This window comes from Streptomyces speibonae, assembly GCF_984686075.1.
In genome coordinates, this window is record NZ_OZ480260.1 from 7932928 (window position 1) to 7956974 (window position 24047).

Here is a 24047-nt window from a genome sequence, read left to right on the forward strand (position 1 = left end):
ACGAGCCATGAGCAGGGGCAGCCGCACTCTCACCGTCCTGTATGCCGCCGCGGCCCTCTGGCTCTCCTTCTGCACGGTGCGCACCTGGGGCACCGTCCCCCTCTGGACCAGCCTCGCCATGGCCGTCGCCGCCCTGGCTCCCGTGACGGGTGTGGTCCGTGAGACCGTCATCGCCGAGGAGCGGCGGGCCGTCGCCGTACTGCGCGAGCGGGAGGGCCGCCGGGCGGCCTGGCGGGACGCGGCGGCCGCGGCACTCGCGCAGGTGGAGGTCGAGGCCGCGTGCTGCGAACGCTGGTGGACGTCGTGCGCCACCGAGCACGACCCCGGCTGCGCACACCGGACCTCGTGGGGCACCACGGCCTGACCGCGGCCGGCGCCCGGCCGAGCAGTGGCCTTTCCGTGGCGCGTCCACGCCGTGAGAAGTTGGTCCGTACCAAGGTCTTGACGCCTTGTTACCCCACCCCTTGAATCAAGGTGCTGCGCACTCACCCCCCACAACCTCGGTCGGCGCACCCGTTCCCTCGGGTGGCCGTACGGAAGGGAGAGCCATGTTCTCTCCGCGCACCCGCCGCAGATGGCTGCTCACCGCCCTGTCCGCCGTGCTCGTCGCCTCCGGCGCGGCCGGCACGACCGCCCGCGCCGAACCGGCGCGCGCCGGCGCCGCGGCGGCCGTGACGTTCTCGGACACCTTCGACGGGCCCGCCGGCGCCGCCGTCGACGGCTCGAAGTGGCAGACCGAGACCGGTGACAACGAGAACAACCACGAGCGGCAGTACTACACCTCCGGCACCAGCAACGCCGCCCTGGACGGCCAGGGCCATCTGGTGATCACGGCCCGCAGGGAGAACCCGGCCAACTACCGGTGCTGGTACGGCACCTGCCAGTACACCTCGGCCCGGCTGAACACCGCGGGCCGGTTCACCGCGCAGTACGGGCACGTCGAGGCGCGGATGAAGATCCCGCGCGGGCAGGGCATGTGGCCGGCGTTCTGGATGCTGGGCACGCCCGTCGACTGGCCCGCCTCGGGCGAGATCGACATCATGGAGAACGTGGGCTTCGAGCCCTCCACCGTGCACGGCACGATCCACGGCCCCGGGTACTCGGGCGCCGGCGGCATCGGCGCCGGTTACACGCTGCCGGGCGGTCAGGCCTTCGCCGACGCCTTCCACACCTTCGCCGTCGACTGGGCGCCGGACTCGATCACCTGGTCCGTGGACGGAAACGTCTACCAGCGGCGCACCCCCGCCGACCTCGGCGGCCGGCAGTGGGTGTTCAACAAGCCGTTCTTCTTGATCCTCAACCTGGCGGTGGGCGGCTACTGGCCCGGCGACCCGGACGGCTCGACCGTCTTCCCGCAGCAACTCCTGGTGGACCACGTCACGGTGACGACCGGTGACGCGCCGGCCGGCGGCGCCATCCGCGGCCTGGCCGGCAAGTGCGTGGACGTGGCCGGGGCGAACACCGCCAACGGCACCCCGGTCCAGCTCTACGACTGCAACGGCACCGGGGCCCAGCGCTGGACGGTGGGCTCCGACGGCACGATCCGGGCGCTCGGCAAGTGCCTGGACGTCGCCTCGGGCGGCACGGCGGACGGCACACCCGTCCAGCTGTGGGACTGCAACGGCACCGGGGCCCAGCAGTGGGTCGTCACCGGGGCGCGCGACATCGTCAACCCGCAGGCCGACAAATGCCTGGACGTGACCGGGAACAGCTCGGCCAACGGCACCCGGCTGCAGATCTGGACCTGCACGGGCGGGGCCAACCAGAAGTGGACGGTGGGCTGAGCCGCCGCCGTACCACACACGGGCCGCCGCCCCGGACCGCCGGGTTTGGGGCGGCCGCGCGCTTCCCCCTCCCCACACACGGGTTCGCGCTTCTCCTGCCAGGGGGGAACATGGCCGGGGCCGCGTCCGTTTGACCGGACGGACCGTGAAGATCCGGGACTGGAGACCAGGACCGGACGGACAGCGACAGAAGCCGAGGTGGCACCGAATGGCGATGTGGGACCGGCTCAAGGACCAGGCGAGGACCCTCCAGCAGTCCCAGGGGGCACGGTCGGGAGGCACCCGGCAGCAGGGACACGGCTCGTCCTCCTCCGGCGGCGGCTCCAAGTCCCAGCTGATGGGACTGTTCAAGTCCCAGCTCGCGTCCGCCAAGGCGGAGCTCAAGAGCGGCGCCTACCGGGACGCGAGCATGGCGATGTGTGCGCTGGTCGCGGCGGCCGACGGCCGGGTGGACCCGGCGGAGCGGCAGCGGGTGGAGGAACTGATCGTCTCCAACGAGGTGCTGCAGAACTTCCCGCCGGACCAGCTCCGCAAGCGGTTCAACGAGCACGTGGACCGGCTCATGGCCAACTTCGAGCAGGGCAAGGCGCGGGCGCTCGAGGATGTCGCCAAGGCGGCGAAGAAGCCGGTCGAGGCGCGGGCCGTGGTGCAGACGGGCATGGTCGTCGCGGGTGCCGACGGCAGCTTCGACGCCTCCGAGCAGCACGCCGTCCGAGAGGCCTGCGCGGTCCTCAACCTCCCGCCGCACGAGTTCGGCGTCTGACGCCGGGTCCGTTGTCAGTGCGGCCCCCTACGGTGTGATCAGTGGGCCCGCCGGAGCGGCCGGGGGCCGTCCGGGGAGGGGTGTGCCATGTCTGCCGGGGCATCGGTGTCGACGACGTATCTGGAGCTGTCGCAGGAGGGCGGCGGCGCGCACAAGTTCTACGAAGTGACCGTCGCCGGCCAGGTGGTGACGGTGCGCTACGGGCGGATCGGCGCGACGGGGCAGACCCAGACGACGACGTTCGCCTCGGCGGCCAAGGCCCAGGCCGCCGCCGCGAAGAAGGTGGGGGAGAAGGTCCGCAAGGGCTACGCGCCGGCGGTGCCGGGACAGCGGGCCCCGCGCGCGGTGACGCGGCGTCAGGTGACCTCGGCGCCGTCCACGGCGCGTGCCGTGGCCCCGGTGCTGTGGCGGTTCGGCACGGGCTCCTCGGCGTTCGGCATCCATGTCGACGACGACCGCTGCTGGGTCGGCAATCAGGCCGGCGACGTCTACACCCTGGACCACGAGGGCGAGGTGCTGGCCCGCTTCAGCCTGCCGGACGGCGTGAAGTGCCTGGTGGCGGACGACTTCTGGATCTACGCCGGCTGTGACGACGGCAGGGTCTACGACCTGTCCTCGAAGCTGCCCTTCGCCGCCTACGACATCGCGGCCGACGTCGACATCTTCTGGCTCGACATCCACGAGGGCGTGCTCGACGTCTCGGACCGCGACGGCCGGCTCACCGTCATCGACCACGAGGACGAGCACCAGTGGACCCGCCGCAGCCAGGGTGACCACGCCTGGATGGTCCGCGCCGACGACCGGGCCGTGTACCACGGCCACCACCGGGGCGTCACGGCCTACGCGCCCGACGGCGGCGGCGAGCTGTGGCACACCCCCACCCGCGGCGGGGTGCTCTTCGGCTGGCAGGAGGACGACACCGTCTACGCGGGGACGGCGCACCGGGTGGTGCAGCGGCTGTCGAAGACGACCGGCGCCATCGAGGCCACCTATGCCTGCGACAGCTCCGTGTACTCGTGCGCGACCGCGCCGGGCGGACGGTTCGTCTTCGCCGGGGACGCCGCGTCGTCGGTCTACTGCTTCGACCGGGACGGCACGCGGCTGTGGAAGCTCGGCACCGGAGGCGGATCGGCGCTGTCCATGCAGTACCGGGACGAGCGGCTGTACCTGGTGACCACGGACGGCTCGCTGGTCTGCGTGGACGCGAGCGAGGCGGCGGTCTCCGCGGCCCAGCAGGGCACGGTGCCGGTCGCGCGGGACGTCAAGCTCGCCGCGGCCCTGCCCACCTACGCACCGGCCACGACGGCGACCTCGGTGGCCACCGTCTCCCAGCCGCCCTCCGGCGCCGTGGTCGTCCAGTGCGTGCAGCACAACGGGCGCCTGCGCGTCCACGTGGTGTCCGAGGGCTACGACGCGTCCTGGAACGTCCAGTTCCCGCGCGCGATACGGGAGCCCGGCGCGCGGTACGTCGTGGACGCGCTGCACCCGGCGGCCGGCGGCTTCTACCGCGTGCGCGGCGAGATCCGGCGGCTGCTGTGAGCGGCGCCCCCGTCCGCCGTGCCCGCGCCCGGGGGTTCCCCGGAGTGGGGCCGGGGAACCCCGCCGAGCGACGTCCGCCCGCTCAGATGCCGCAGGTCGGGGCGGACCAGTAGCGTCCGGAGCGGTGGTCGACGTGGGTGTGGTCGTCGTGTCCCGGATAGCCGGGGCCGAGGATGCCGCGGAAGCCGTGGTTGCGGGCCTGCTTGGCCAGGGTGCACAGGGAGTGCGGCCCCGCGCCCAGGTCGGCCGCGTCGCCGTACAGATGGCGGCTGCCGCTCGCCCCGCCCACGGCGTCGTTGCAGGCGCGTGAGCGGAAGCCGCTGGTGACCCGGATCGGCTCGTCGCCGAGCGCGTGCCGCAGAGCCTCCAGCTTCCACATCGTCCGCAGCGCGTTGGACCTGGCCGTCGCGGCGCCGACCGCGCCGCCCGACCAGGTGGAGTTGCAGCGGTTCAGCTCGGCGTAGGAGAAGTGGACCGGTGTGCAGTCGTCGTCCTGGAGGGCGTACAGCGTGCTGTAGGTCTGCGGGCCTGCCACGCCGTCCGCGGCCAGACCGTAGGCGGACTGGAAGCGCTTGAGCGCGGCCGCCGTGGCCGGCCCGAAGTCGCCGTCCACGGCCAGCACCGAGCCGTGGCCCGGGTAGCCGCCGAGCCGGATCTGGAGCTGGGTGACATCGGCGCCCGAGGCGCCCTGGGACAGGGTGCGGCTCCAGGTGTAGCAGCCGTCGGCGTGCGCGGTCCCCGCGGTGGCGACGGCCCCCGCCGCCAATCCGGTCATGAGCATGACAATCGAGAGAAGGAGTCGTACGGCGCGTCCGATCATGCGGTCTCCGCTTCCGGGACAAGTGGTTCAGGCGAGTGAGGGGTCATGTGACGCGCGTCAACCATGGGGCACGCACCCGGCCGAGCGCAATGGTCCCGCCGTACGGGCGCACACCTCGAAACCGTGAGCCCTGTACGCGCCCCCGGCCCCGCGCCGACAATGCAGTGCTCGTCCTGTGCCCCGCGAACTCCTCCGCTCCCCGCCCCTGTTGAGGAAAGCAGGTCGCCCGTCGTGCTGTTGCGCATGCCCACCTCCCTGTCCGAAGCACAGCGGTATCTGGCCGAAGGCGCGGTGCCCGTCGGCGGCGCCACCCTCGTCTGGGCCCTCTGGCAGCGGGACGGCTTTCCCGAGCAGGCGATGTCGCTGCGCGAGCTGCCGCAGGCCACCCTGATACGGCGCGAGGCACTCGGCGCAGCGGTCCTGCTGCACCAGGTGGACGACCGGGTGCCGGAGGTGCTGCGCCGGGCCGCCTCCTCCGTGGGCACCGGGGCCGTGCGACGGGCGGCCACCGTCGGCGGCAACATCGTGGGCAGCTCGCTGCGCTGTCTGCTGCCCGCGGCGCTGGTCCTGGACGCCCGGGCGACCGTGCTGGACCGGGACGGCGGCTACGAGACCGACCTCGCCGAAGTGGTGGTCAAACGGCATCTGCTGCTCGGCCTGCGCTGGCGCGACCCGGTGACCAGCCGCTACTACAAGGAGCCCGGCGAGGCGGGCGGACCGCCGCCCCTCGTCGTCGCCACCGCCGTGCACACCGGGAGCGACGGCCGGCACCGCCTCCTCGTGGCCGTCCGGGACGGCTACGAGGTGAGCAACGAGACCGTCCCCTGCCACGCCGGGCCCGATCAGGCCCTCGACGCCCTGGAGGGCACCGGCCTGCGCTCCCTGCCCGCCGCCGCGCGCGACGCGGTACGCCGGGAGGTGACCGGCGTCCTGAGCGGCCCCGCGGACCGCTGACGCGGCGCACGGGCACGGAAGCGGGTCACCCGGTGCGCGCCCGGGTGACCGGCCGTCCTCCGCGGGAGATGTTCAGCCGCCCGCGTCCTGCCGGTGCCGCACCACCACGACCGGGCACGACGCGTGCTGGGCGCAGCGCTGGCTGACCGAGCCCAGCATGGCCCGTGCGAACGTGCCCCGCCCGCGGTGGCCCACCACCAGCAGTTCCGCGCCCTCGGAGGCACGGATCAGCACCTCCGAGGGATCGCCCTCGACCAGCAGTTCCCGCAGTTCGGCGGGCCGCTCGCCGGGGAACGCGGTGTTCAGCGTCTCGGCGAACCGCTGCCGGGCCTGCTCCGCGTCGAAATCCGGTTCGATCACGGGGCCGGCCCACCCCGTGGACGACGGGGTCTCCCACGCGTGCACGGCCTCCACCACCGCGCCGAACGCGCGCGCATACCGTACGGCCCAGCGCAGGGCCTCGTACGACGCCGGTGATCCGTCGACGCCCACGACCACCCGCGGTGCCGGTTCTGTGGATTGCATGCCTACCTCACCCACCAGTCGTTGTCTCGGTCCCCTGTGACGCCGCCCGGCCGGCGACTGCCCCCGGCCGGGTCAGCAGATGCGCGGGAGCTGCTCGCCCATCGGCAGATCCACCACCCGGGTACCCCCGAGCCCGGTCCGTGCGACGACCATGCCCGGATGCTCCGCGACCACCTCACCCACGGCGGCCGCCTGTGACCCCAGCGGATGATCCCGCATCGCGGCCAGCACCGCGTCGGCGTGCTCCCGGGGCACGAAGGCGACGAGCTTGCCCTCGTTGGCCACGTACATCGGGTCGAGCCCCAGCATGGCGCAGGCTCCGGCCACCGGCGGCGGCACCGGAACGGCGCGCTCCCGCACCACGATCCCGCACCCGCAGGCCACGGCGATCTCGTTGAGCGAGGTGCCCAGACCCCCGCGGGTCGGGTCGCGCAGCACATGCAGATCCGGCGTGACCGCCAGCATCGCCTCGACGAGCCCGCCGAGCGGCGCGGTGTCGCTCTCGATCTCGACGTCGAACCGCAGGTTCTCCCGCCGGCTGAGGATCGCCACGCCGTGCACGCCGATGGCCCCGCTCACCAGGACCACATCGCCCGGGACCACCCGCTGCGGACGCAGGTCGACCCCGTCGGGGATCACCCCGATCCCGGACGTGTTGACGTACACACCGTCACCGTGCCCGGCCTCCACGACCTTGGTGTCACCCGTCACCACCCGCACTCCGGCGGCGCGGGCCGCGCCGCCGAGCGCCTCCGCGACCCGGCCGACGGTCTCCAGGGCGACGCCCTCCTCCAGGATCAGCCCGCACGAGAGGTACGCCGCCCGGGCGCCGCTCATCGCCAGATCGTTGACCGTGCCGTTGACGGCCAGGTCACCGATGCTGCCGCCGGGAAAGAACAGCGGCCGCACCACGAAGGAGTCGGTGGAGAAGGCGAGCCGGGCCCCGCCGAGCTCCACCGCGGCGGAATCGGTCAGCGCGGCCGGAGCCGCCCCGCTCAGTCCCGGAAGGACGACCTGCTCCAGCAGTTCGGCGGACAGGGTGCCGCCACCGCCGTGACCCATCACCACCCGGGGCCGGTCGCGCAGCGGCGCCGGACAGCTCCAGGAGAGCATGTCGGGAACGGTCGTGGACTCAGCCGTGGATTCAGCCAACGGAGCTCGCCTCCCGGTCCCGCACGGTCACGTCCGCCACCGGCAGGTGCAGCCGCCGGTACAGGTAGTACGCGGCGCACGCGCCCTCACTGGACACCATGGTGGCCCCCAGCGGGGTGCGCGGTGTGCACGTCGTCCCGAACGCCTCGCACTCGTGCGGCTTCAGCAGCCCCTGCAGCACCTCCCCGCTGCGGCACTCCGCCGGTTCCCGGGTCGTGATGTCCGACACCTGGAACCGGTGCTCGGCGTCGTAGTCCCGGTAGCGCGCCGACAGCCGCCAGCCGCTGTCCGGAATCACCCCGATCCCGCGCCACGCCCGGTCGGTGACCTCGAAGACGTCGTCCAGCATGGCCCGCGCGGCGGGGTTTCCCTCGGCCCGCACGGCCCGCGGATAGGCGTTGTCGACCGTGTGCTCGCCCCGCTCCAGCTGCCGCACGGTCCGCCGCACGCCCTCCAGGATGTCCAGCGGCTCGAACCCGGTCACCACGATGGGCACCCCGTACCGCTCGGCCAGCGCCGGGTACTCTTCGGTCCCCATCACGCTGCACACGTGCCCGGCCGCCAGGAACCCCTGCACCCGGCAGTCCGGTGACTCCATGATCGCCTCGATCGCGGGAGGCACCCGCACGTGCGAGACCAGCAGGCTGAAGTTGCGGATGCCGCGCTTGCGGGCCTGATGCACCGTCATCGCGTTCGGCGGGGCCGTGGTCTCGAAGCCGATACCGAAGAACACCACCTCGCGGTCCGGGTTGTCCTCCGCGATCCGCAGCGCGTCGAGCGGGGAGTACACCACGCGGACGTCACCGCCCTCCCCGCGGACCTGGAACAGGTCCCGCCCGGTGCCCGGCACGCGGAGCATGTCGCCGAAGGAGCAGAAGACCACCTCGGGCCGCGAGGCGATCGCCAGCGCCCGGTCGATCACCTCCAGCGGCGTCACACAGACCGGACAGCCCGGACCGTGGATCAGCTCCACCTCGTCGGGGAGCAGTTGGTCGATGCCGTGCCGGATGATGCTGTGCGTCTGACCGCCGCACACCTCCATCAGCGCCCACGGCCCGGTCACCGACGCCCGGATGTCGTCGAGCAGACGTGCCGCCAGCTCCGGGTCCTGGAACTCCTCGATGTACTTCACCGCCGTACCTCCCGCACCGGTTCCCCGTCTCCGGGCCGCGCGGACCGCGCGGCCTGCTCCCACGGATCGCCGAACTCCTCCTGGAGCATGCCGAGGTTCTCGAACAGCTCCAGGGTCCGGCGGGCCGACTCCTCGTCCAGCCGCTGCAACGCGAACCCGACGTGCACGATGGCGTACTCACCCACCTGCAGATCGGGCAGGTACTCCAGGCACACCTCCTTGACCACACCGCCGAAGTCGACGGTGGCCATGCGGGTACCGTCCCGTTCCTCCACGCCCAGCACGCGGCCGGGTACCGCAAGACACATCCGGATCTCCTCACTCCTCGCGCGCGGGACGCCCGCGCCCGTCATCGGCTTGCGGCCCGCGCCCGGGCGGCCACGACGAGCTGGCCGAGGGCCAGCCCGCCGTCGTTCGGCGGGATCTCCCGGTGGCGCAGCACGGTGAATCCGGCGGACCGCAGCTCCCGGGCGCAGGCCGAGGAGAGCAGCGTGTTGGCGAACACCCCGCCGGTCAGCGCCACCGTCCGCAGCCCCGCCGCCTCGCGGGCCGCCACGCACGTCTCCCGTACCAGAGCGGCGACGGCCAGGTGGAAGCGGGCGGCGATCACGGCCGGGGGCACCTGCCGCCGTACGTCCTCGACGACGGCCGCCAGCAGGGGCCCGGGGTCGGCGGCCGACGGCCCGGGACCGCCCGCCGGCCGGAACCGGTAGCGCGGGTCGGGGGCCGGGTCGCCGGCCCGCACGGCCGCCGCCTCCAGCTCGACCGCGGCCTGCGCCTCGTAGCCCGCGTGATGGCACACCCCCGCCAGCGAGGAGACCGCGTCGAACAGCCGGCCCATGCTGGAGGTCGGCACGGAGTTCAGCCCGCGCTCCAACTGCGTGCGCAGCACGGCGCGTTCCTCCGGCGGGCAGGCGGCCGTGCACGGCAGGTCCGCTCCGGCGGCGATGCCCGCCGCGTACAGATGCGCCAGCGCCATCCGGTACGGCCGCCGCACCGCCGCGTCGCCACCGGGCAGCGGTACGTAGGACAGGTGGGCGAAGCGCTGGTAGCCGTCGTAGTCCGCGAGCAGGAACTCACCGCCCCACACGGCGCCGTCGTCCCCGTGCCCGGTGCCGTCGAAGGCGACCCCGATGACACGGTGGCCGGCCCCGATCCCGTGCTCGGCCAGGACCGAGGCGATGTGCGCGTGGTGGTGCTGGACGGTGACGACGGGCCGGCCCCCGGCGTGCCGCCGCGCCCACGCCCCCGACCGGTAGCCGGGATGCGCGTCGGCGGCCAGCCGCCGCGGCCGCACACCGGTCAGGGACTCCAGGTGCCGCTCGGCACGGCCGAACGCCTCCTGGGTCGCGAGATCGTCCATGTCGCCGACATGGGCGGACAGCCACGCCCGGTCGCCCTCCCCGAGGCAGAAGACGTTCTTCAGGTCCCCGCCGACCGCGAGCGACGGGACCACCGGGACCGGCAGGGTGACGGGCAGCGGCGCGTAGCCGCGGGAGCGGCGCAGTACCAGCGGCTCGCCGTCGCAGACCCGCACGACGGAGTCGTCGCACGGCACCCGGACGGGCCGGTCGTGCGTCAGCCACGCGTCGGCCAGCCCGGCCAGCCGCACCAGGGCCTCGTCGTCGTCCGTCACGATCGGTTCCCCGGAGAGGTTGCCGCTCGTCATCACCAGCAGCCGGGGCGCCCCCGGCGCGGAGAGCAGCAGATGGTGCAGCGGCGTGTACGGCAGCAGCACGCCCAGGTCGGGACTGCCCGGCGCGACGGCGTCCGCGGGCACCGGCGCCCCCGGAGCCGGCCGGACATCCGGGCGCCGCCGCAGGAGGACCACCGGCCGCACCCGCCCGGTGAGCAGGTCCCGCTCCACCGGGCCGATGCGCACCAGGTGTTCGACGTCCCCGGCGTGCCGCGTCATCAACGCGAACGGCTTGTCGCCCCGGGCCTTGCGGCGGCGCAGCGCGGCCACCGCCTCCGGCCGGGTGGCGTCACAGGCGAGGTGGTAGCCGCCGACGCCCTTGACCGCGACCACCGCGCCCGCGGCGAGCAGCGCCGCCGCCGCGCCCACGGGGTCGTCGCCGGCCGGGAGCGGCACGCCCGGGCAGTCGGCGCCGGTGATCAGCCGCAGCCGCGGACCGCACGCCGGACAGCAGACCGGCTGCGCGTGGAAGCGCCGGTCGCCGGGGTCCTCGTACTCGCGGGCGCAGTCCGGGCACAGCGGGAAGCCCGCCATCGTGGTGTGCGCACGGTCGTACGGCAGCCCGGTGACGACGGTGAAACGCGGCCCGCAGTGCGTACAGGTGATGAACGGATGGCCGTGGCGCCGGTCGCCGGGGTCGCCGAGCTCGGCCAGACAGTCGGCGCAGGTCGCGGCGTCGGGCGCCACGAGCGTCCGTACACCGCCGCCGGTGCGGGAGGCGACGATGCCGAAGCCGCTCTCCCCGGTGACGGGCAGTTCGGTGGTCTCCACCGACTCCACCACCGCGAGCGGCGGCGCGTCCGCCGCGACGCGCGCGCAGAACCGCTCGACGGCCGGCGGCGCGCCCTCGACCTCCGCCACCACCCCTTCGCCGGTGTTCGTCACGTGCCCCGCCAGACCGAGGCCGGTGGCCAGCCCGTGGACGTACGGCCGGAACCCCACCCCCTGCACCACGCCCCGCACGACGACCCGCGCACGCCGCAGGGGGCCGGCGTCCGGCGCCGGCGCGGTACGGACCCCGGGAGCGGTGCTCACGCCTCGGCCCGTGCCATCACCGGCGCGTGGACCGCGTCCCCGTCGGCCGCCGCGAGCGCGCGGTCCACCAGGACACCGGCGCCCTCACCGGTCCGCACGGACGTCAGCACCACCTCGACCCCCGGATTGACCCGCTCCACATGGGCGCGGAACGCGGCCTCGTCGAACTCGGCCGGACCGGCGAGATCGGACTTGGTGACGATCACCAGCTGGGCGAGGCCGAACGCGGTGGGGTACTTGAGCGGCTTGTCCTCGCCCTCCGTGACGGACGCCAGGACGACACGCAGGGACTCGCCCAGGTCGTAGGAGGCCGGGCACACCAGATTGCCCACGTTCTCCACGAAGAGCAGCCGGGTGGCGTCCGGCAGCCAGTCGTGCAGATGCCCGGCGAGCATGTCCGCCTCCAGATGACACAGCCCGTCGGTGAGCACCTGCTTGACCGGGACGCCCGAACGGGCCAGCCGGGCGGCGTCGTTCTCGGTGGCGAGGTCCGCGGTGAGGGCAGCGGTCGTGACGCCCCGCTCCCGCGCCAGCGTCAGCTCGCGCTCCAGCAGGGCCGTCTTGCCGCTGCCGGGGCTCGACAGCAGGTTGACGACGGTGGTGCCCCGGGCCGTCAGGTCGGCGCGCAGGACGCCCGCCGCCATGGTGTTCCTGGCGAGCACGGCCTGCCGGAGGTCGACTGTGCGGCACATCGTCAGCACTCCTCGGATCTCGGTACCGGTGGGGAATCGGGTGCGGCGGGCGGCGTGGACCAGTGCACCTCGGTGATCCGCAGTTCGCGGCCCGAGAGCAGTACGCCGGCGCCCCTGCGGCAGACCGCGCAGAGCAGGTCCGGCGGCATCCCCGTGTCCCAGGAGCGTTGGCAGGCGGTGCAGGAGGCCCGGCCGGGCAGCGACCGGGTGACGAGCTCGGCGCCCTCCAGCACCGTGCCGGCGCAGGCCAGTGCGAAGCAGAAGGCGAGGGCGCCGGGGACGACGCCGGCCAGTTCCCCGATCTCCACGGTGACCCTGCGCACCCCGGACGCGCCGCCGGACCGCGCGGCCCGCTCGACCTGGTCCACGACCGACAGGGCGACGGACATCTCGTGCATCGCCGCTCCGTCCTGGCCGGGTGGTGTTCGCCGCCCATTAGAGGCACGGGCGGGGCCGCGGACGGCCCGGCACGCCGGGGCCGTAGCCCGTTCGGCGGGCCTCACATACTGCGCATGCGCAGGTAACGCCGTACGTCCGGCCAGAGGTTCACGGTGACGGCCACCAGTGCGGACAGGGCGAGGACGGCGGCGAGACCGCCGACGAGGCGTTTGGTCATGGTGCTCTCCGAATGCTCACGGTGCTCTCCGAAGGGAGGGAAGGGGGGTGCCGTCGGGCCGGGTCACGGCCGCGTCGCCGTCCGGCTCCCGGATCAGTCCGAGGACCAGACGCGCCGCCTCGGGCACCGCGGCGGCGACCCGCGGGCTGAGACCGATGCCCTCCTCCAGGACGGCGGGCTCGCAGCCCACGACCAGCGAACGGCGCGGCGGTGCCGCGCCGGTGCCCGCGCACAGGGTGCCGAGCAGGGCGAACACGGCGTCGGGCGACATGCGGTGGCCGTCCAGGGGAACACCGTCCGGCGGCGGTCCGCCGGCGGGCTCCGCCGCGTCGATCACGTACAGGGTGCCCGGCGGTCCGCCCCGCGCCGTCGCGTCCAGCACGACGAGCGTGTCGTACCCGTCGAGGAGCCGGTAGGCCAGGTGGACGCCGCGGATGCCGATGTCGGCGACCTCGACGTCCTCCGGCAGCGGCCGTGCGGCCAGGGCGCGGGCGGCCTCGACGCCGAAGCCGTCGTCGCCGAGGAAGATGTTGCCCACCCCGGCGACCAGGGTGCGCGGAGCGGTGCCGGCGTCGGTCACGGCACCTCCACGTCGATCTCGTCGGGCTGGAAGTAGAGGTAACGGCCCTGTTCGCGGCGGATGTCGGCGCCCGGGTCGTCCTCGACGACGACCGCGATGTGCACGCCCCCGTCGACGTCGTGGAGAACCGCCTCCACCACGGCGCGCCGCCCGGCGAGGAACAGGTCCTGGGCGTCGGTGTGCCGCAGCCGGGGCCGCAGCACGACGCGGCTGCCGGCCCGCACCTTGCGTCCGTCGACCAGGACGTGGTCGTGGGCCGGGTCCACCGAGGCGTCCGCGCCCGGATCCCACCAGGGGGTGTCCGGCCGGGCCGTGCCCCCTTCGGCGTCATGGCACACCGGCGGGGCGGGCGCGGTGACCTCGCGCAGCCCGCGGACCGCGCCGTGCAGCCGCTCCAGCACCTCCGCCGGCATCGAGTCGGTGAGGTCGATCACCGCCGCGGCCCTCTCGTCCGTCCCCCGCGCCTCGCGCTTCTCCTCGTCGGTGAGGGCCGCGGTGCGCAGGGCGAGGATCTCGTCGATCTCCGTGGCGTCGTACAGGGCGCCCGGACTCTCCGGGGCGATGGCCGGATGGTCCTCCAGGATGATCGGGGAGGAGAGCACCAGGTCGCGTGAGCCGGGCTCCCCGGCCGGCACGGGCCAGGTGTGCAGATTGCGGCAGGCCGCGGCGGCGCCCCGGGCCCACTCCGGAGGGTCCGTCAGCGACAGGAAGCCGCCGGCGTCCAGATGCAGCAGTGTGTGCGTGGCGACCAGGGAACGGGACAGGGCCGCGTCACGGCCGGCGCCCTCCTCGGGCAGCCACTCGCCGGTGTTCTCGACCACCACACCGAGCCGCTGCGTGGTGTACGGGCCGTCCAGCGGGGTCGCCGAAAGGCGCACCACGCCCGACACCGCCTCGTGACGCCGGACCAGCCGCCCCACGACCGTCCCGTCGGTGTCCGTGACCGGTTCGGTCTCCTCACCGGCCGGCCGGCCGAACGGGACGACGGTGCCGGACTCCGACAGCTCCGCCACGGGCACGGTGACACGGACCCGCTCCTCCTGGCCCTCGTCCCACGGGACGATCACCCGGTCCGCCAGGCGCAGTTCGCCGACCGTCTCGAAGGAGCCGTCCGGCAGGGCCCGCTGCACGGTGCGCCGCCGGGCGTGCAGGAAGCGCACCTCCACGCAGAGGACGGCGTCCCGGCGCGGTTCCATCAGCAGCTCGGTGTGCTGGAACTCGTGCTCCGCGGCCGTCGCGGCCCACGCCGGAGGCACCAGCACCCCGAACTGCCAGCGCAGCCGGTTCTTGGCGGCCGACGCCCGGTACGGGTAGAGCACGTACCCCTCGAACAGCACGGCGTCGGCGACGTGCCGGGCCACCGCCAGGCGGGCCTCGGCCGGGGCGGCGAACGTCGTCGTGGTCATCGCGTCCTCCCGCCCGCGGCGTCCAGCAGTTCGTCGACGGTGGCCTGCCACGAGGGCAGCGCGCGCCGGGACCGGTAGGCGAGCAGCGCGTCCATCGCGTCCCTGGGCAGCCGGATCCAGCCCGAGCCCGGGAAGTGCCGGTCGACCATCTCGCGCCAGGTGCGCACCGGCATCCGGAACACCGCCTCCCTGTCCCAGGGCACGGGCTCGACCCGGAACCCGCCGGCCCCTGTGAACGCGGTGCCCGAGAACAGCATCCGCAGCGGCACCTCCCCGTCGTCCAAAGCGTGGAAGTAGCGGGACGAGGCGATGTCCATGTCGTAGGTGCAGGGCACCACCAGATCGGTCTCCGTCTCTCCGGTGAACCCCCCGACCATCACCGGGACCTGGGCGAACTCCATGGGGTTGAGGGTGCTGCCCCAGCGGGACCGGTCCCCGAACAGATCCGCCAGCGCGGCGGCCTCGGTGTCGTCGTAGCCCCGGCGGGCCGGCTCGATCCGGATCTGGCAGCGCAGCGCCAGCGCGTGCACCCGCGCCCCCGGGGACGCGGTGACCCGCAGCCGGAAGACCAGCGCCGGACCCGCGGCGTACGGGTCGGCGCGCACTCCGGCGCAGGCGAAGCCGAACTCGGTCACGACGGCCCCCCTCCGACGTCACCGGCCCGGTCGCGCACATGGCCGAAGAACTCCTCCAGGTCGGCACGTGCCCGCGCACCGCCGTCGAAGCCCCGCCAGCGCAGTCGCATACGGCCCACCAGTTCGTAGCAGATGTCGATCGGCACCAGGTGGCACTCCACCCGTCCCTCGTGACGGCGCAGCAGCAGCGCCTCCACGTCCGGTTCGAGGAGCCCGGCCAGCGGGGTGGCGGCCTGGACCAACTCCCAGGTCTCCGGATCCAGTTCGCTCTCGGTGGCGCCGGCCGGGCTCGGATAGAGCGCGACCGGCCGGCCGAGGGCGGAGTTGTGGAAGAAGAAGGCGACGCCGACGGGGATGCGCAGCCGCTCCCAGGACGCCTCGTCGATGCCGTGCCCGGGGTCGCTCAGGCACCGGCCAGGAACCGCGCGGAACCGGCCGGTGGACGCGCCCGAGACGTCCAGCAGCCGGGCACAGGGGTCGCAGGCACAGGCCAGGGACCGGTTCTCGGTGTCGACGAGATGCCGGTGACCGGGGTCCGGCAGCGCCGCCGAGCACAGCTCGCAGCGTTCGTCGCGGGGTGGCCGGGGCGCGGTGAACCGGAACAGGCCCCTGCCCGCCGGGGGCCGGCGTGCGCTCACGGCGCCGAGGTGGCCGCTGAACGGCCGTCCGGCCCCGGCGAGGAGGAGCCGGGCGGCCCCGCCCCGATCTGGAGCAGCACCGGCCCGGACACCGCGTCCGCCTCCCAGGTCACCGCCGTCACCTCGGGGGCGTAGGAGGCCAGCGTGTCCCGGACCGTCCCTTCGAGCGCGTCCCGGGAGCCGCCGCAGCCGCAGCCCCCCGAGCCCGCCGTCCGCAGCCGCAGCTCGCCCGTGGCCGCGTCGAATCCGGTGCTCTCCACCTGCTGCGGGAGGGCGGCGAGGGCGTGGGCGATGCGGGTCGGCGCGTCGTGCGGATGCAGCCCGTGCAGCACCAGCAGGCCCGCGACGAGCTCGTCGCGGAGCAGGGCGTCGACGGCCTCGCGGGCCGGCCGCTCCGGGTGGCGGCCGAGCAAATCCATGGCCCGCGCGAATCCGCCGCCGTAGAACTCCATGAGGACGCGCACCAGTTCCTCGGCGGCGCCGCACGCCGCGCGGTCGCCCGAGGCGGCGAGCCGGTCGAGGACCTCCTCGACCCGCCGTCCGGCCTTCTCCGCGTCCGGGGTGCCCTGCGCGCCGCTCATCCGGCCAGACCGCTCAGGCCGGTGGGCACGTGCATCGACTCCACCGTCCGGCCGTCGCCGACGTACATGTGCACACCGCACGGCAGACACGGGTCGAAGCTGCGTACGGCGCGCATGATGTCGATGCCCTTGAAGTTCTCCGGAGGGTTCTCCTCGAAGATCGGCGTGTTCTGCACCGCGTCCTCGTACGGGCCCGGGGTGCCGTAGGTGTCACGCGTGGAGGCGTTCCACGGGGTCGGCGGGTAGGGGTGGTAGTTGGCGATCTTCCCGTCCCGGATGACCATGTGGTGCGACAGCACCCCGCGCACCGCCTCGGTGAAGCCGACACCGATCGACTCGTCCGGCACCTCGAACTTCTCCCAGGTCTGGGTGCGTCCGGCGCGCACCTCCTCCAGGCCCTTCTCCGCGCTGTGCAGGGCGACGGCGGCGGCGTACGCCTGGAAGTAGGTGCGGGCGCGGTTGCGCTCCAGGGCGTTGGACCACTTCGGGATCTTCCACTCGAAGGTGGTCTCCGGCTTGGTGAGGGTGCGCGGCAGGTTGATGACGACGCTGTGCCCGGTCGCCTTGACGTACCCGATGTCGACGAGGCCGGACAGCGCGGTGGACCACAGGCGGGCGATCGGACCGCCGCCGGTGTCGAGCGGCAGGTGGTCCTTGCCGTCGAACCAGCGCGGGGACATCACCCAGCTGTACTTGTCGTCGAAGTTCCGCTTCTGGGGCGCCGGGATGGTGTGCTGGTTCCAGGGGTGGCGCGGGTCGACGGGGTTGCCGAGCGGGTCGTGGGTGACGAAGCGCTCCTGGCCCTCCCAGTCCTCGTAGTACGCGCTGCCCAGCAGGATGCGGATGCCGAGGTTGATGTCGGTGAGGTCGTTGGTGACCAGTTTGCCGTCCACCACCACACCCGGGGTGACGAGCATGCGCCGGCCCCAGTCGCTCATGTTGGCGTAGGTGAAGTCGCAGTACTCGGGATCGTTGAACGCGCCCCAGCAGCCCAGCAGGACGCGGCGGCGGCCGACCTCCTCGTAGCCGGGCAGGGCCTCGTAGAAGAAGTCGAACAGGTCGTCGTGGAGCGGGACGACCCGCTTCATGAACTCGCAGTACCGCATGAGACGGGTCATGTAGTCCGTGAAGAGCTGCACCGACGCGATGGTCCCGACACCGCCCGGGTACAGCGTGGAGGGGTGCACATGGCGGCCTTCCATCAGACAGAACATCTCCCGCGTGTACCGGCTGACCTGGAGCGCTTCCCGGTAGAACTCGCCCTCCAGCGGGTTGAGCGAGCGCATGATGTCGGCGATGGTGCGGTAGCCGTGGTCGGCGGCGTGCGGCGCCTCGGTGCGCTCGGCGCGTTCGAGGACGCCCGGGTTGGTCTCGCGGACCATCTTCTCGCAGTAGTCGACCCCCACCAGGTTCTCCTGGAAGATGTTGTGGTCGAACATGAACTCCGCGGCCTCACCGCAGTTGATGATCCACTCGCCGAGGTGCGGCGGCTTGACGCCGTACGCCATGTTCTGCGCGTACACCGAGCAGGTGGCGTGGTTGTCGCCGCAGATGCCGCAGATGCGGCTGGTGATGAAGTGTGCGTCGCGCGGGTCCTTGCCCCGCATGAACAGGCTGTAGCCGCGGAAGACGGACGAGGTGCTGTAGCACTCGGCGACCCGCTTCTGCTTGAAGTCGATCTTCGTGTGGATGCCGAGGCTGCCCACGATCCGGGTGATCGGGTCCCATGCCATCTCCACCAGGCCGGTGCCGTCACCGGTCGTCGTCGAGGTCGCCATTGTGTCGGTGCTGCCCTTCGGTCGTTCGGGTCGGTGAGGGAGTCGGCGGAACAGCGGGGCGCGGCGCGTCGGTCACCAGGGCGGCCGGTAGCCGGTGGTGAGTTTCCGGCCGGTGTGCCGCCACTTGGGCTCCTTGTCCACCGTCCGCGTCGTCATGGTCCGCAGCCTGCGCACCACGCTCCCGTAGGCGCCGCTCGCGGTGGTGGAGATCTTCGCGCCGGGAGGCTCGTCCATGAACGGCATGAACTTGTCGGGGAAGCCGGGCATGGTGCAGGCGATGCAGATGCCGCCGACGTTGGGACAGCCGCCGATGCCGTTCATCCAGCCGCGCTTGGGGACGTTGCACTTCACCACGGGACCCCAGCAGCCGATCTTCACCAGGCACTGCGGCGAGTCGTACGACAGGGCGAACTGGCCCTGCTCGTAGTAGCCGGCCCGGTCGCACCCCTCGTGCACGGTGGCCCCGAACAGCCACGTGGGGCGGAGCTTGTCGTCCAGGGGGATCATCGGCGCGGAACCCGCGGCCTGGTAGAGCAGATAGGTGAGGGTCTCCGCGAAGTTGTCCGGCTGGATGGGGCAGCCGGGGACGCAGACGATGGGGATGCCGGCCTTCGACTTCCAGTCCCAGCCCAGGTAGTCCGGCACGCCCATGGCGCCGGTCGGGTTCCCCGCCATGGCGTGGATGCCGCCGTAGGTGGCACAGGTGCCGATGGCCACGACGGCGAGGGCCTTGGGCGCGAGCCGGTCGATCCACTCGCTGGTGGTGATGGGCTGACCGGTCTCCGGGTCGTCCCCGAAGCCGCACCAGTAGCCCTCCTTCTTGATCTTCTCGTTCGGGACGGACCCCTCGATCACGAGGACGAAGGGATCGATCTCGCCGCGCTCGCCCTTGAAGAACCACTCGATGAACGTGTCCGCGCCCCCGACCGGTCCGCACTCGAAGTCGATGAGCGGCCAGTGCACGGCGATCTTCGGCAGGCCCGGCAGAGCGCCGAGCGCGATCTCCTCGATGCTGGGCTGCATGGCGGCGGTCAGGGCGACCGAGTCGCCGTCGCAACTCAGGCCGGCGTTGATCCAGAGGATGTGGATCGGCTGGTCGTCCGTGCCGACGGCACCGGACGTCTCCGGTCCGGCGTCGGCGGCCGGGGGTGCTGCGTTCATCGGGGCCTCCCGGGGAGGAATGCGGCGATGCCGATGTCTCGGCCCGTGTCCGTGGCTCAAGCGTCGGCCACACCGGCCGGAACCGCAGGCGGGACGGCCGGCGGTTCCTTGCGGCAGAAGGCCCTGCGGAGCGCGTGGTAGGGCGCGGTGGGGTCGAAGAAGATCCTGTGCATGCGCGCGAGTTCCCGCTCGCGGACCGCCGCCAGAGGGGTGACGGCCTCCCGGCGCTCGCTCTCGGCCTTCTTCGCGACGAGCCGTGAGTGCGCCGGGGAGGAGCCGGCCAGGCGCTGCGCCAGCCGGGTGACCTCGGCGGAGAAACCGGCCGGAGCGCACTCGATCACCCGGTCGGCCAGCCCGATGTCCCGGGCCTGCCCGGCCCCGACCGGGAGCGCCTCCCGCATGAGCCGCTCCGCCGTCGCGGCGCCCACCCGCCGCGGCAGGCTGTACGTCCAGTACTCGGAGCCGTACAGGCCCATGAGGCGGTAGTGCGGGTTGAGCACCGAGCCGGAACGGCACCACACCTCGTCCGCGGCGAGCGCCAGCATGACGCCCCCGGCGGCCGCGTTGCCGCCGACCGCGGCGACGACGAGCCGGTCGGTGGTGGTCAGGACGGCCTCGACGAGGTCGTTCATGGCGTTGATATTGGACCAGGACTCCAGCGCCGGGTCCGCCGCCGCCTCGATGACGTTCAGGTGGATGCCGTTGGAGAAGAAGTCCCGGCCGCCCCCGAGGACCAGCACGGACGTGGGCCGCTCGCAGGCCGCCCGGTAGGCCCGGAGCAGCCGCCGGCAGTGGCCGGTGGACATCGCGCCGCCGGGGAAGGAGAACCAGAGCATCCCCACCGGGCCGTCCTCCCGGTAGCGGATGTCCGACCAGGGGGCGCCGTCCCCGGCAGGGCACAGCGGCGGCGTGGACAGCCGCGGCAGGCGCGGCAGCCGGTCGCCCAGGGCGAGCACGGCGGGCAGTTTGCAGGCGCGCGGCGCGCCGGGACCGGTACGGGCCCGCAGTTCGGGGAGCCACACCGCGCCGTCGGCGGTGGCGCGGCAGACCGCGCCCGCCCGGGTCGCCAGCAGTTCACCGGGGCGTCCGCGCAGCCGGTACTCGGGATGACCACCGTGCAGGAACCATTCTCCGTCGAGCAGTTCGTCCAGGACTCCGGGCTGGGAGTCGGCGGCGCGCAGCTTGCGCAGCACGGTCCCGGTCGGGTCGTCCGCCCACGCGATGCGCCGGGCCGCCTGTCGCATCGGCGGGCGGGTGCGGGCGCCCGGCACGACCGGCAGGGTGCTCTGACCGGCAGGGGAGTGGCGGCCGGAGGCGAACCGTTCGACGGCGGTCAGGACGGCGTCCACGGCGGCGTCGGACACCTCGCCCCGGTACAGGTCGCTCTTGCCGGTCCGGGCCACGGGGAACGCCGCCGTGGCCCACACGGGCCCCGCGTCCATCTCCTCCTCGGCCTGCAGCACGGTGACGCCCCACGTGGTGGCGTCCTCGTGGATCGCCCAGTCGAGGGAGGACGGGCCCCGGTCGCCGACGGGTCCGGGGTGCACGATCAGACACGTCCGGGCCGTCCACACCTCCCGGGGGATGACCGCCTTCAGCATCGGCGCCACGACCAGCGCGGGATCGTGCCGGTCCACGGCGCGGACCACGTCACCGCCGGTGGGGGTCACCTCGACGGCCACCGCGTGCCCGCGTCCCCGCAGCTCCGCGTGGACCCGCTGGGTGAGGCTGTTGTAGGCACTGGCGATGAGCAGGATGCGCATGGCGACAGCCTTTCCGGGGTGCTGAGGCCGTCGGGGGAGGCGGCCCGGCTGTCTGCGATGGTCGGGCATGAGGCACCGCGAGCGTCGACACGAATCCCACTCATCACCCGTGCGGGTGACGCCTGCGACCACATGCGAGGCGGACAGGTGGTAGAGGGCCCCGCACTTCATCCGATATGCCATGGAAGAGGATGAGTGGGAGGATTTTTCTGTCGGGGCACTGAGGAATGTGCTCCCTACGAGCGGACAGGTGGGCCGACACATGCCCGATGAGCGCGAGTCGCCGAAGCCGTCGCGGGACGACGGGCCCGGTCGCCGTCAGGGGACCGGACACCACGGCTGGTCGCCCGACGTCGACGGGACGCGTCAGGAGGAGAACCCCAGCGCCCGCCGCTCCTTCCACCCGGAGGAGCACGCGCCCTCACGCGGAGCGGGCCGCGAGCACGCCGAGGAGGAACGCACGTCCGTCCCCGGCGATGTCGCCCGCAGCGACGCGCAGCGGGGCGAGAAGTACGCGGAGCGCGACGAGGAGGGCAGGCGGAGCACGGGACGCCGGGGCCGGTCCGCGCGCCCCAGCGGCACCAAGGACGACTCCGCCTTCACCGGGGTCGACCCGGACGACTCCGGGAACGGGCCCCGGCCGCGCTGACGGGCGCCACCGGCCGGGTCACTCCACGGGCCAGGTGTGCACCGGGGCGTTGAGGTGCATGTACTCGATGTACTGCTGCGTCATCCGGCGCAGTGCCTCATGGCGGCCGCAGTGCGCGCTGTCGTCGATGTGATGGAACATCTCCTTCTGCCACACCGCCCCGTTGCGGCCCGTCACACACCGCTGCTCGATGATGCCGAGCAGCGGTTCCCGCCAGGCCTCGTCCATCCCGGAGAGTTCGAGGCCCCGGTGCGCCAGCGGCAGCAGCCGGCGCAGCACCAGCTCGGCGGCCGGCACCTCGCCCATCCCGGGCCAGTACAGCCGCGCGTCGATGCCATAGCGCGCCGCCGTCCTCAGGTTGTCCTCGGCGGCCGAGAAGGACATCCGTGACCACACCGGCCGTTCCTCCTCCACCAGGGCCCGGGTGAGCCCGTAGTAGAAGGCGCCGTTGGCGAGGGTGTCCGCGACGGTCGGGCCGCCGGGCAGCACCCGGTTCTCCACCCGCACGTGCGGTTTGTCGTGCGCCACGGCGTACACCGGCCGGTTCCAGCGGTAGATGGTGCCGTTGTGCAGGGTCAACTCGCCCAGCTCCGGGATGTCGCCGCGGGCGAGGGTCTCGGCCGGGTCCTGGTCGTCGCAGAGCGGGAGCAGCGCCGGGAAGTAGCGCAGGTTCTCCTCGAAGAGGTCGAAGACGCTGGTGATCCAGCGTTCGCCGAACCACACCCGGGGCCGTACGCCCTGCGCCTTGATCTCCTGCGGGCGGGTGTCGGTGGCCTGCTCGAACAGCGGGATGCGCGTCTCGTGCCACAGCTCCTTGCCGAAGAGGAAGGGCGAGTTGGCCGCGAGCGCGGCCTGGACCCCGGCGACGGCCTGCGCCGCGTTCCAGTAGTCGGCGAACTGTTCCGGGGACACCTGGAGGTGGAACTGCGTGCTGGTGCACGCGGCCTCCGGTGTGATGGTGTCCGCATAGGTGCGCAGCCGGTCGATGCCGGTCACCTCGATGTGCAGGTCCTCGCCGCGCGCGGCGAAGATCTGGTCGTTGAGCAGCCGGTAGCGGGGGTTCTCGGACAGCGCCCCCTCACCGACGTCCTCCTGCCGCAGGGTGGGCAGGATGCCCGTCATGATCAGATGGGTGCCGACGGACGCGGCGCGCTGCTCCGCGTGGTTCAGCGCCGCGCGGATCTCCGACTCCCAGGCGTCGGGGCCGCCCGCCGTGAGCCGGCGGGGCGCTATGTTGATCTCGAGGTTGAACCGGCCCAGCTCGGTGTCCCAGGCCGGGTCCGCGACGGCCTCCAGCACATCGGTGTTGCGCATCGCCGGCTCGGCCCGGTCGTCCACCAGGTTCAGTTCGATCTCCAGCCCCACCTGGGGCCGCTCGGCCTCGAAGCGCGACTCGCGCAGCATCTGCGCCAGCGCATCGAGGCACTCCTGCATCTTTGTCCGGTAACGGCGGCGATCCTCGCGGGTGAAGGTGAGCGCCGGGACGTCGCGTCCCATCGGTCTCCCTCCAGGGGCTGTGGTCCTCGGAACCTGTCCACCCAAGCGTCGCACCGGCGGACGACTCCGACCACGCGAAGCCGTTCAGCCCGCGGCGCCGTCGGCGAGGAAGGCGGTCAGGCTGTCGAGGAGCATGGTGCTGCCCTCCTCGGCCATGTCGCGTTCCTCCACCGTGTCGCACGCCTGGCGGAGCACGATCCGCGTCCGCGGTCCGTCCTCGGCGAGCTCGACGGCCATCACCGAGGGCGCGGGCTTCCCGGGGACGTCCATCCCGACCACCAGCAGGCGGTTCTCGTCGACGTCCAGGTAGGAGCCGGTCAGGGGGAACCGGCTGCCGTCCGGGGTGACCATGACGGCCTTCCAGGCACCGCCTGGGCGCACGTCCATCTCGACGGTGCCGGGGGCGGCGTAGGCCCACCGGGCGTACTGGTCGGGGGTGGTCCAGGCCTGCCACACGCGGCCCGTCGTGGCGTCCAGGGTGCGGGACAGGGTGTACGAGAAGTCGGTGCCGTAACTCATCATGCGGTCCTTCGTCCGGTGTGCCGGCCCCCGGCGGGCCGGTCGCATCTGTAGACGGGCGCGGGCGCGGAAAGTCATCGGCGCGGGACGGGTGTATTTTGTTGACAACAAAGTGTTCATAGGTGAGGCTCG

Annotated in this window: 25 protein-coding genes; 6 read left to right on the plus strand and 19 right to left on the minus strand. The window is 73.1% G+C overall.

All coding sequences use genetic code 11. From position 1 onward, the window contains the following. The first annotated feature begins 7 nt into the window (after positions 1–7). The 4 genes from AC5L3C_RS35415 to AC5L3C_RS35430 all read left to right on the plus strand — a co-directional run bounded on the left by AC5L3C_RS35415 (position 8) and on the right by AC5L3C_RS35430 (position 4086). On the plus strand, positions 8–364 hold the full coding sequence (locus AC5L3C_RS35415) for a hypothetical protein (RefSeq protein WP_493653175.1): 357 nt from the start codon (positions 8–10) through the stop codon (positions 362–364). Positions 365–548: 184 nt separating this feature from the next. Beyond that, positions 549–1784: a lectin gene (locus AC5L3C_RS35420; protein ID WP_493653176.1), complete on the plus strand. Its 1236-nt coding sequence runs from the start codon at positions 549–551 to the stop codon at positions 1782–1784. A 208-nt stretch (positions 1785–1992) separates the two neighbouring features. Beyond that, the gene (locus AC5L3C_RS35425; protein ID WP_493653177.1) at positions 1993–2547 is read left to right on the plus strand and encodes a tellurite resistance TerB family protein; all 555 of its coding nucleotides are present in this window, start codon (positions 1993–1995) and stop codon (positions 2545–2547) included. An 87-nt stretch (positions 2548–2634) separates the two neighbouring features. After that, entirely contained in the window at positions 2635–4086 is a 1452-nt protein-coding gene (locus AC5L3C_RS35430; protein ID WP_125509553.1) for a WGR domain-containing protein, read from the plus strand. Positions 4087–4168: 82 nt separating this feature from the next. On the opposite strand, the gene AC5L3C_RS35435 is transcribed toward AC5L3C_RS35430, so the two are convergent. Beyond that, positions 4169–4906 (minus strand): D-Ala-D-Ala carboxypeptidase family metallohydrolase, encoded by a 738-nt coding sequence (locus AC5L3C_RS35435; RefSeq protein WP_493653178.1) that lies wholly within the window; start codon positions 4904–4906, stop codon positions 4169–4171. A 231-nt stretch (positions 4907–5137) separates the two neighbouring features. On the opposite strand from AC5L3C_RS35435, the gene AC5L3C_RS35440 reads away from it, so the two are divergent. Next, on the plus strand, positions 5138–5860 hold the full coding sequence (locus tag AC5L3C_RS35440) for an FAD binding domain-containing protein (protein WP_493653179.1): 723 nt from the start codon (positions 5138–5140) through the stop codon (positions 5858–5860). A 72-nt stretch (positions 5861–5932) separates the two neighbouring features. On the opposite strand, the gene AC5L3C_RS35445 is transcribed toward AC5L3C_RS35440, so the two are convergent. The 16 genes from AC5L3C_RS35445 to AC5L3C_RS35520 form a co-directional block, all read right to left on the minus strand. After that, positions 5933–6385: a universal stress protein gene (locus tag AC5L3C_RS35445; protein WP_493653180.1), complete on the minus strand. Its 453-nt coding sequence runs from the start codon at positions 6383–6385 to the stop codon at positions 5933–5935. 72 nt (positions 6386–6457) lie between these two features. After that, entirely contained in the window at positions 6458–7498 is a 1041-nt protein-coding gene (gene hypE / locus AC5L3C_RS35450) for a hydrogenase expression/formation protein HypE (RefSeq protein ID WP_493654164.1), read from the minus strand. Positions 7499–7529: 31 nt separating this feature from the next. Continuing rightward, positions 7530–8669, minus strand: a complete 1140-nt coding sequence (gene hypD / locus AC5L3C_RS35455) for a hydrogenase formation protein HypD (protein ID WP_493653181.1) — start codon at positions 8667–8669, stop codon at positions 7530–7532. Continuing rightward, the gene (locus AC5L3C_RS35460; RefSeq protein WP_125509566.1) at positions 8666–8977 is read right to left on the minus strand and encodes a HypC/HybG/HupF family hydrogenase formation chaperone; all 312 of its coding nucleotides are present in this window, start codon (positions 8975–8977) and stop codon (positions 8666–8668) included. Before AC5L3C_RS35460 ends, hypD begins: the two co-directional genes overlap by 4 nt. Before the next feature lie 41 nt (positions 8978–9018). Then, positions 9019–11400 carry a carbamoyltransferase HypF gene (gene hypF, locus AC5L3C_RS35465; RefSeq protein ID WP_493653182.1) on the minus strand — a complete coding sequence of 794 codons (2382 nt, stop codon included), beginning with the start codon at positions 11398–11400 and terminating at the stop codon, positions 9019–9021. Beyond that, complete coding sequence (gene hypB / locus AC5L3C_RS35470; protein ID WP_493653183.1) at positions 11397–12092, minus strand: hydrogenase nickel incorporation protein HypB; 696 nt, start codon at positions 12090–12092, stop codon at positions 11397–11399. Before hypB ends, hypF begins: the two co-directional genes overlap by 4 nt. A 2-nt stretch (positions 12093–12094) precedes the next feature. Continuing rightward, positions 12095–12490: a hydrogenase maturation nickel metallochaperone HypA/HybF gene (locus tag AC5L3C_RS35475; protein WP_493653184.1), complete on the minus strand. Its 396-nt coding sequence runs from the start codon at positions 12488–12490 to the stop codon at positions 12095–12097. 101 nt (positions 12491–12591) lie between these two features. Beyond that, positions 12592–12708: a DUF6893 family small protein gene (locus AC5L3C_RS35480; RefSeq protein ID WP_493653185.1), complete on the minus strand. Its 117-nt coding sequence runs from the start codon at positions 12706–12708 to the stop codon at positions 12592–12594. Between the two features lie 16 nt (positions 12709–12724). Further along, entirely contained in the window at positions 12725–13288 is a 564-nt protein-coding gene (locus AC5L3C_RS35485; protein ID WP_493653186.1) for a hydrogenase maturation protease, read from the minus strand. Continuing rightward, entirely contained in the window at positions 13285–14694 is a 1410-nt protein-coding gene (locus AC5L3C_RS35490; RefSeq protein WP_493653187.1) for a hypothetical protein, read from the minus strand. Before AC5L3C_RS35490 ends, AC5L3C_RS35485 begins: the two co-directional genes overlap by 4 nt. Beyond that, a complete protein-coding gene (locus AC5L3C_RS35495) occupies positions 14691–15329 on the minus strand; it encodes a DUF6084 family protein (protein ID WP_493653188.1) in 639 nt (212 codons plus the stop codon). Before AC5L3C_RS35495 ends, AC5L3C_RS35490 begins: the two co-directional genes overlap by 4 nt. Next, complete coding sequence (locus tag AC5L3C_RS35500; RefSeq protein WP_493653189.1) at positions 15326–15967, minus strand: DUF5947 family protein; 642 nt, start codon at positions 15965–15967, stop codon at positions 15326–15328. Before AC5L3C_RS35500 ends, AC5L3C_RS35495 begins: the two co-directional genes overlap by 4 nt. Then, positions 15964–16548: a NifU-related iron-sulfur-binding protein gene (locus tag AC5L3C_RS35505; protein WP_493653190.1), complete on the minus strand. Its 585-nt coding sequence runs from the start codon at positions 16546–16548 to the stop codon at positions 15964–15966. Before AC5L3C_RS35505 ends, AC5L3C_RS35500 begins: the two co-directional genes overlap by 4 nt. Next, positions 16545–18326, minus strand: coding sequence for a nickel-dependent hydrogenase large subunit (locus AC5L3C_RS35510; protein WP_125509583.1), 1782 nt, complete (start codon positions 18324–18326; stop codon positions 16545–16547). Before AC5L3C_RS35510 ends, AC5L3C_RS35505 begins: the two co-directional genes overlap by 4 nt. Before the next feature lie 72 nt (positions 18327–18398). After that, positions 18399–19487, minus strand: a complete 1089-nt coding sequence (locus tag AC5L3C_RS35515; protein ID WP_493653191.1) for an NADH-quinone oxidoreductase subunit B family protein — start codon at positions 19485–19487, stop codon at positions 18399–18401. A gap of 56 nt (positions 19488–19543) precedes the next feature. Further along, positions 19544–21250: a hydrogenase maturation protein gene (locus AC5L3C_RS35520; protein WP_493653192.1), complete on the minus strand. Its 1707-nt coding sequence runs from the start codon at positions 21248–21250 to the stop codon at positions 19544–19546. Positions 21251–21512: 262 nt separating this feature from the next. Here AC5L3C_RS35520 and AC5L3C_RS35525 point away from each other — a divergent pair, with 262 nt between their 5' ends. Continuing rightward, positions 21513–21899 (plus strand): hypothetical protein, encoded by a 387-nt coding sequence (locus AC5L3C_RS35525; RefSeq protein ID WP_493653193.1) that lies wholly within the window; start codon positions 21513–21515, stop codon positions 21897–21899. An 18-nt stretch (positions 21900–21917) separates the two neighbouring features. On the opposite strand, the gene AC5L3C_RS35530 is transcribed toward AC5L3C_RS35525, so the two are convergent. Continuing rightward, positions 21918–23396 carry a glutamate-cysteine ligase family protein gene (locus tag AC5L3C_RS35530; protein ID WP_493653194.1) on the minus strand — a complete coding sequence of 493 codons (1479 nt, stop codon included), beginning with the start codon at positions 23394–23396 and terminating at the stop codon, positions 21918–21920. A gap of 84 nt (positions 23397–23480) precedes the next feature. Next, on the minus strand, positions 23481–23915 hold the full coding sequence (locus AC5L3C_RS35535) for an SRPBCC family protein (protein ID WP_493653195.1): 435 nt from the start codon (positions 23913–23915) through the stop codon (positions 23481–23483). Between the last annotated feature and the right edge of the window lie 132 nt (positions 23916–24047).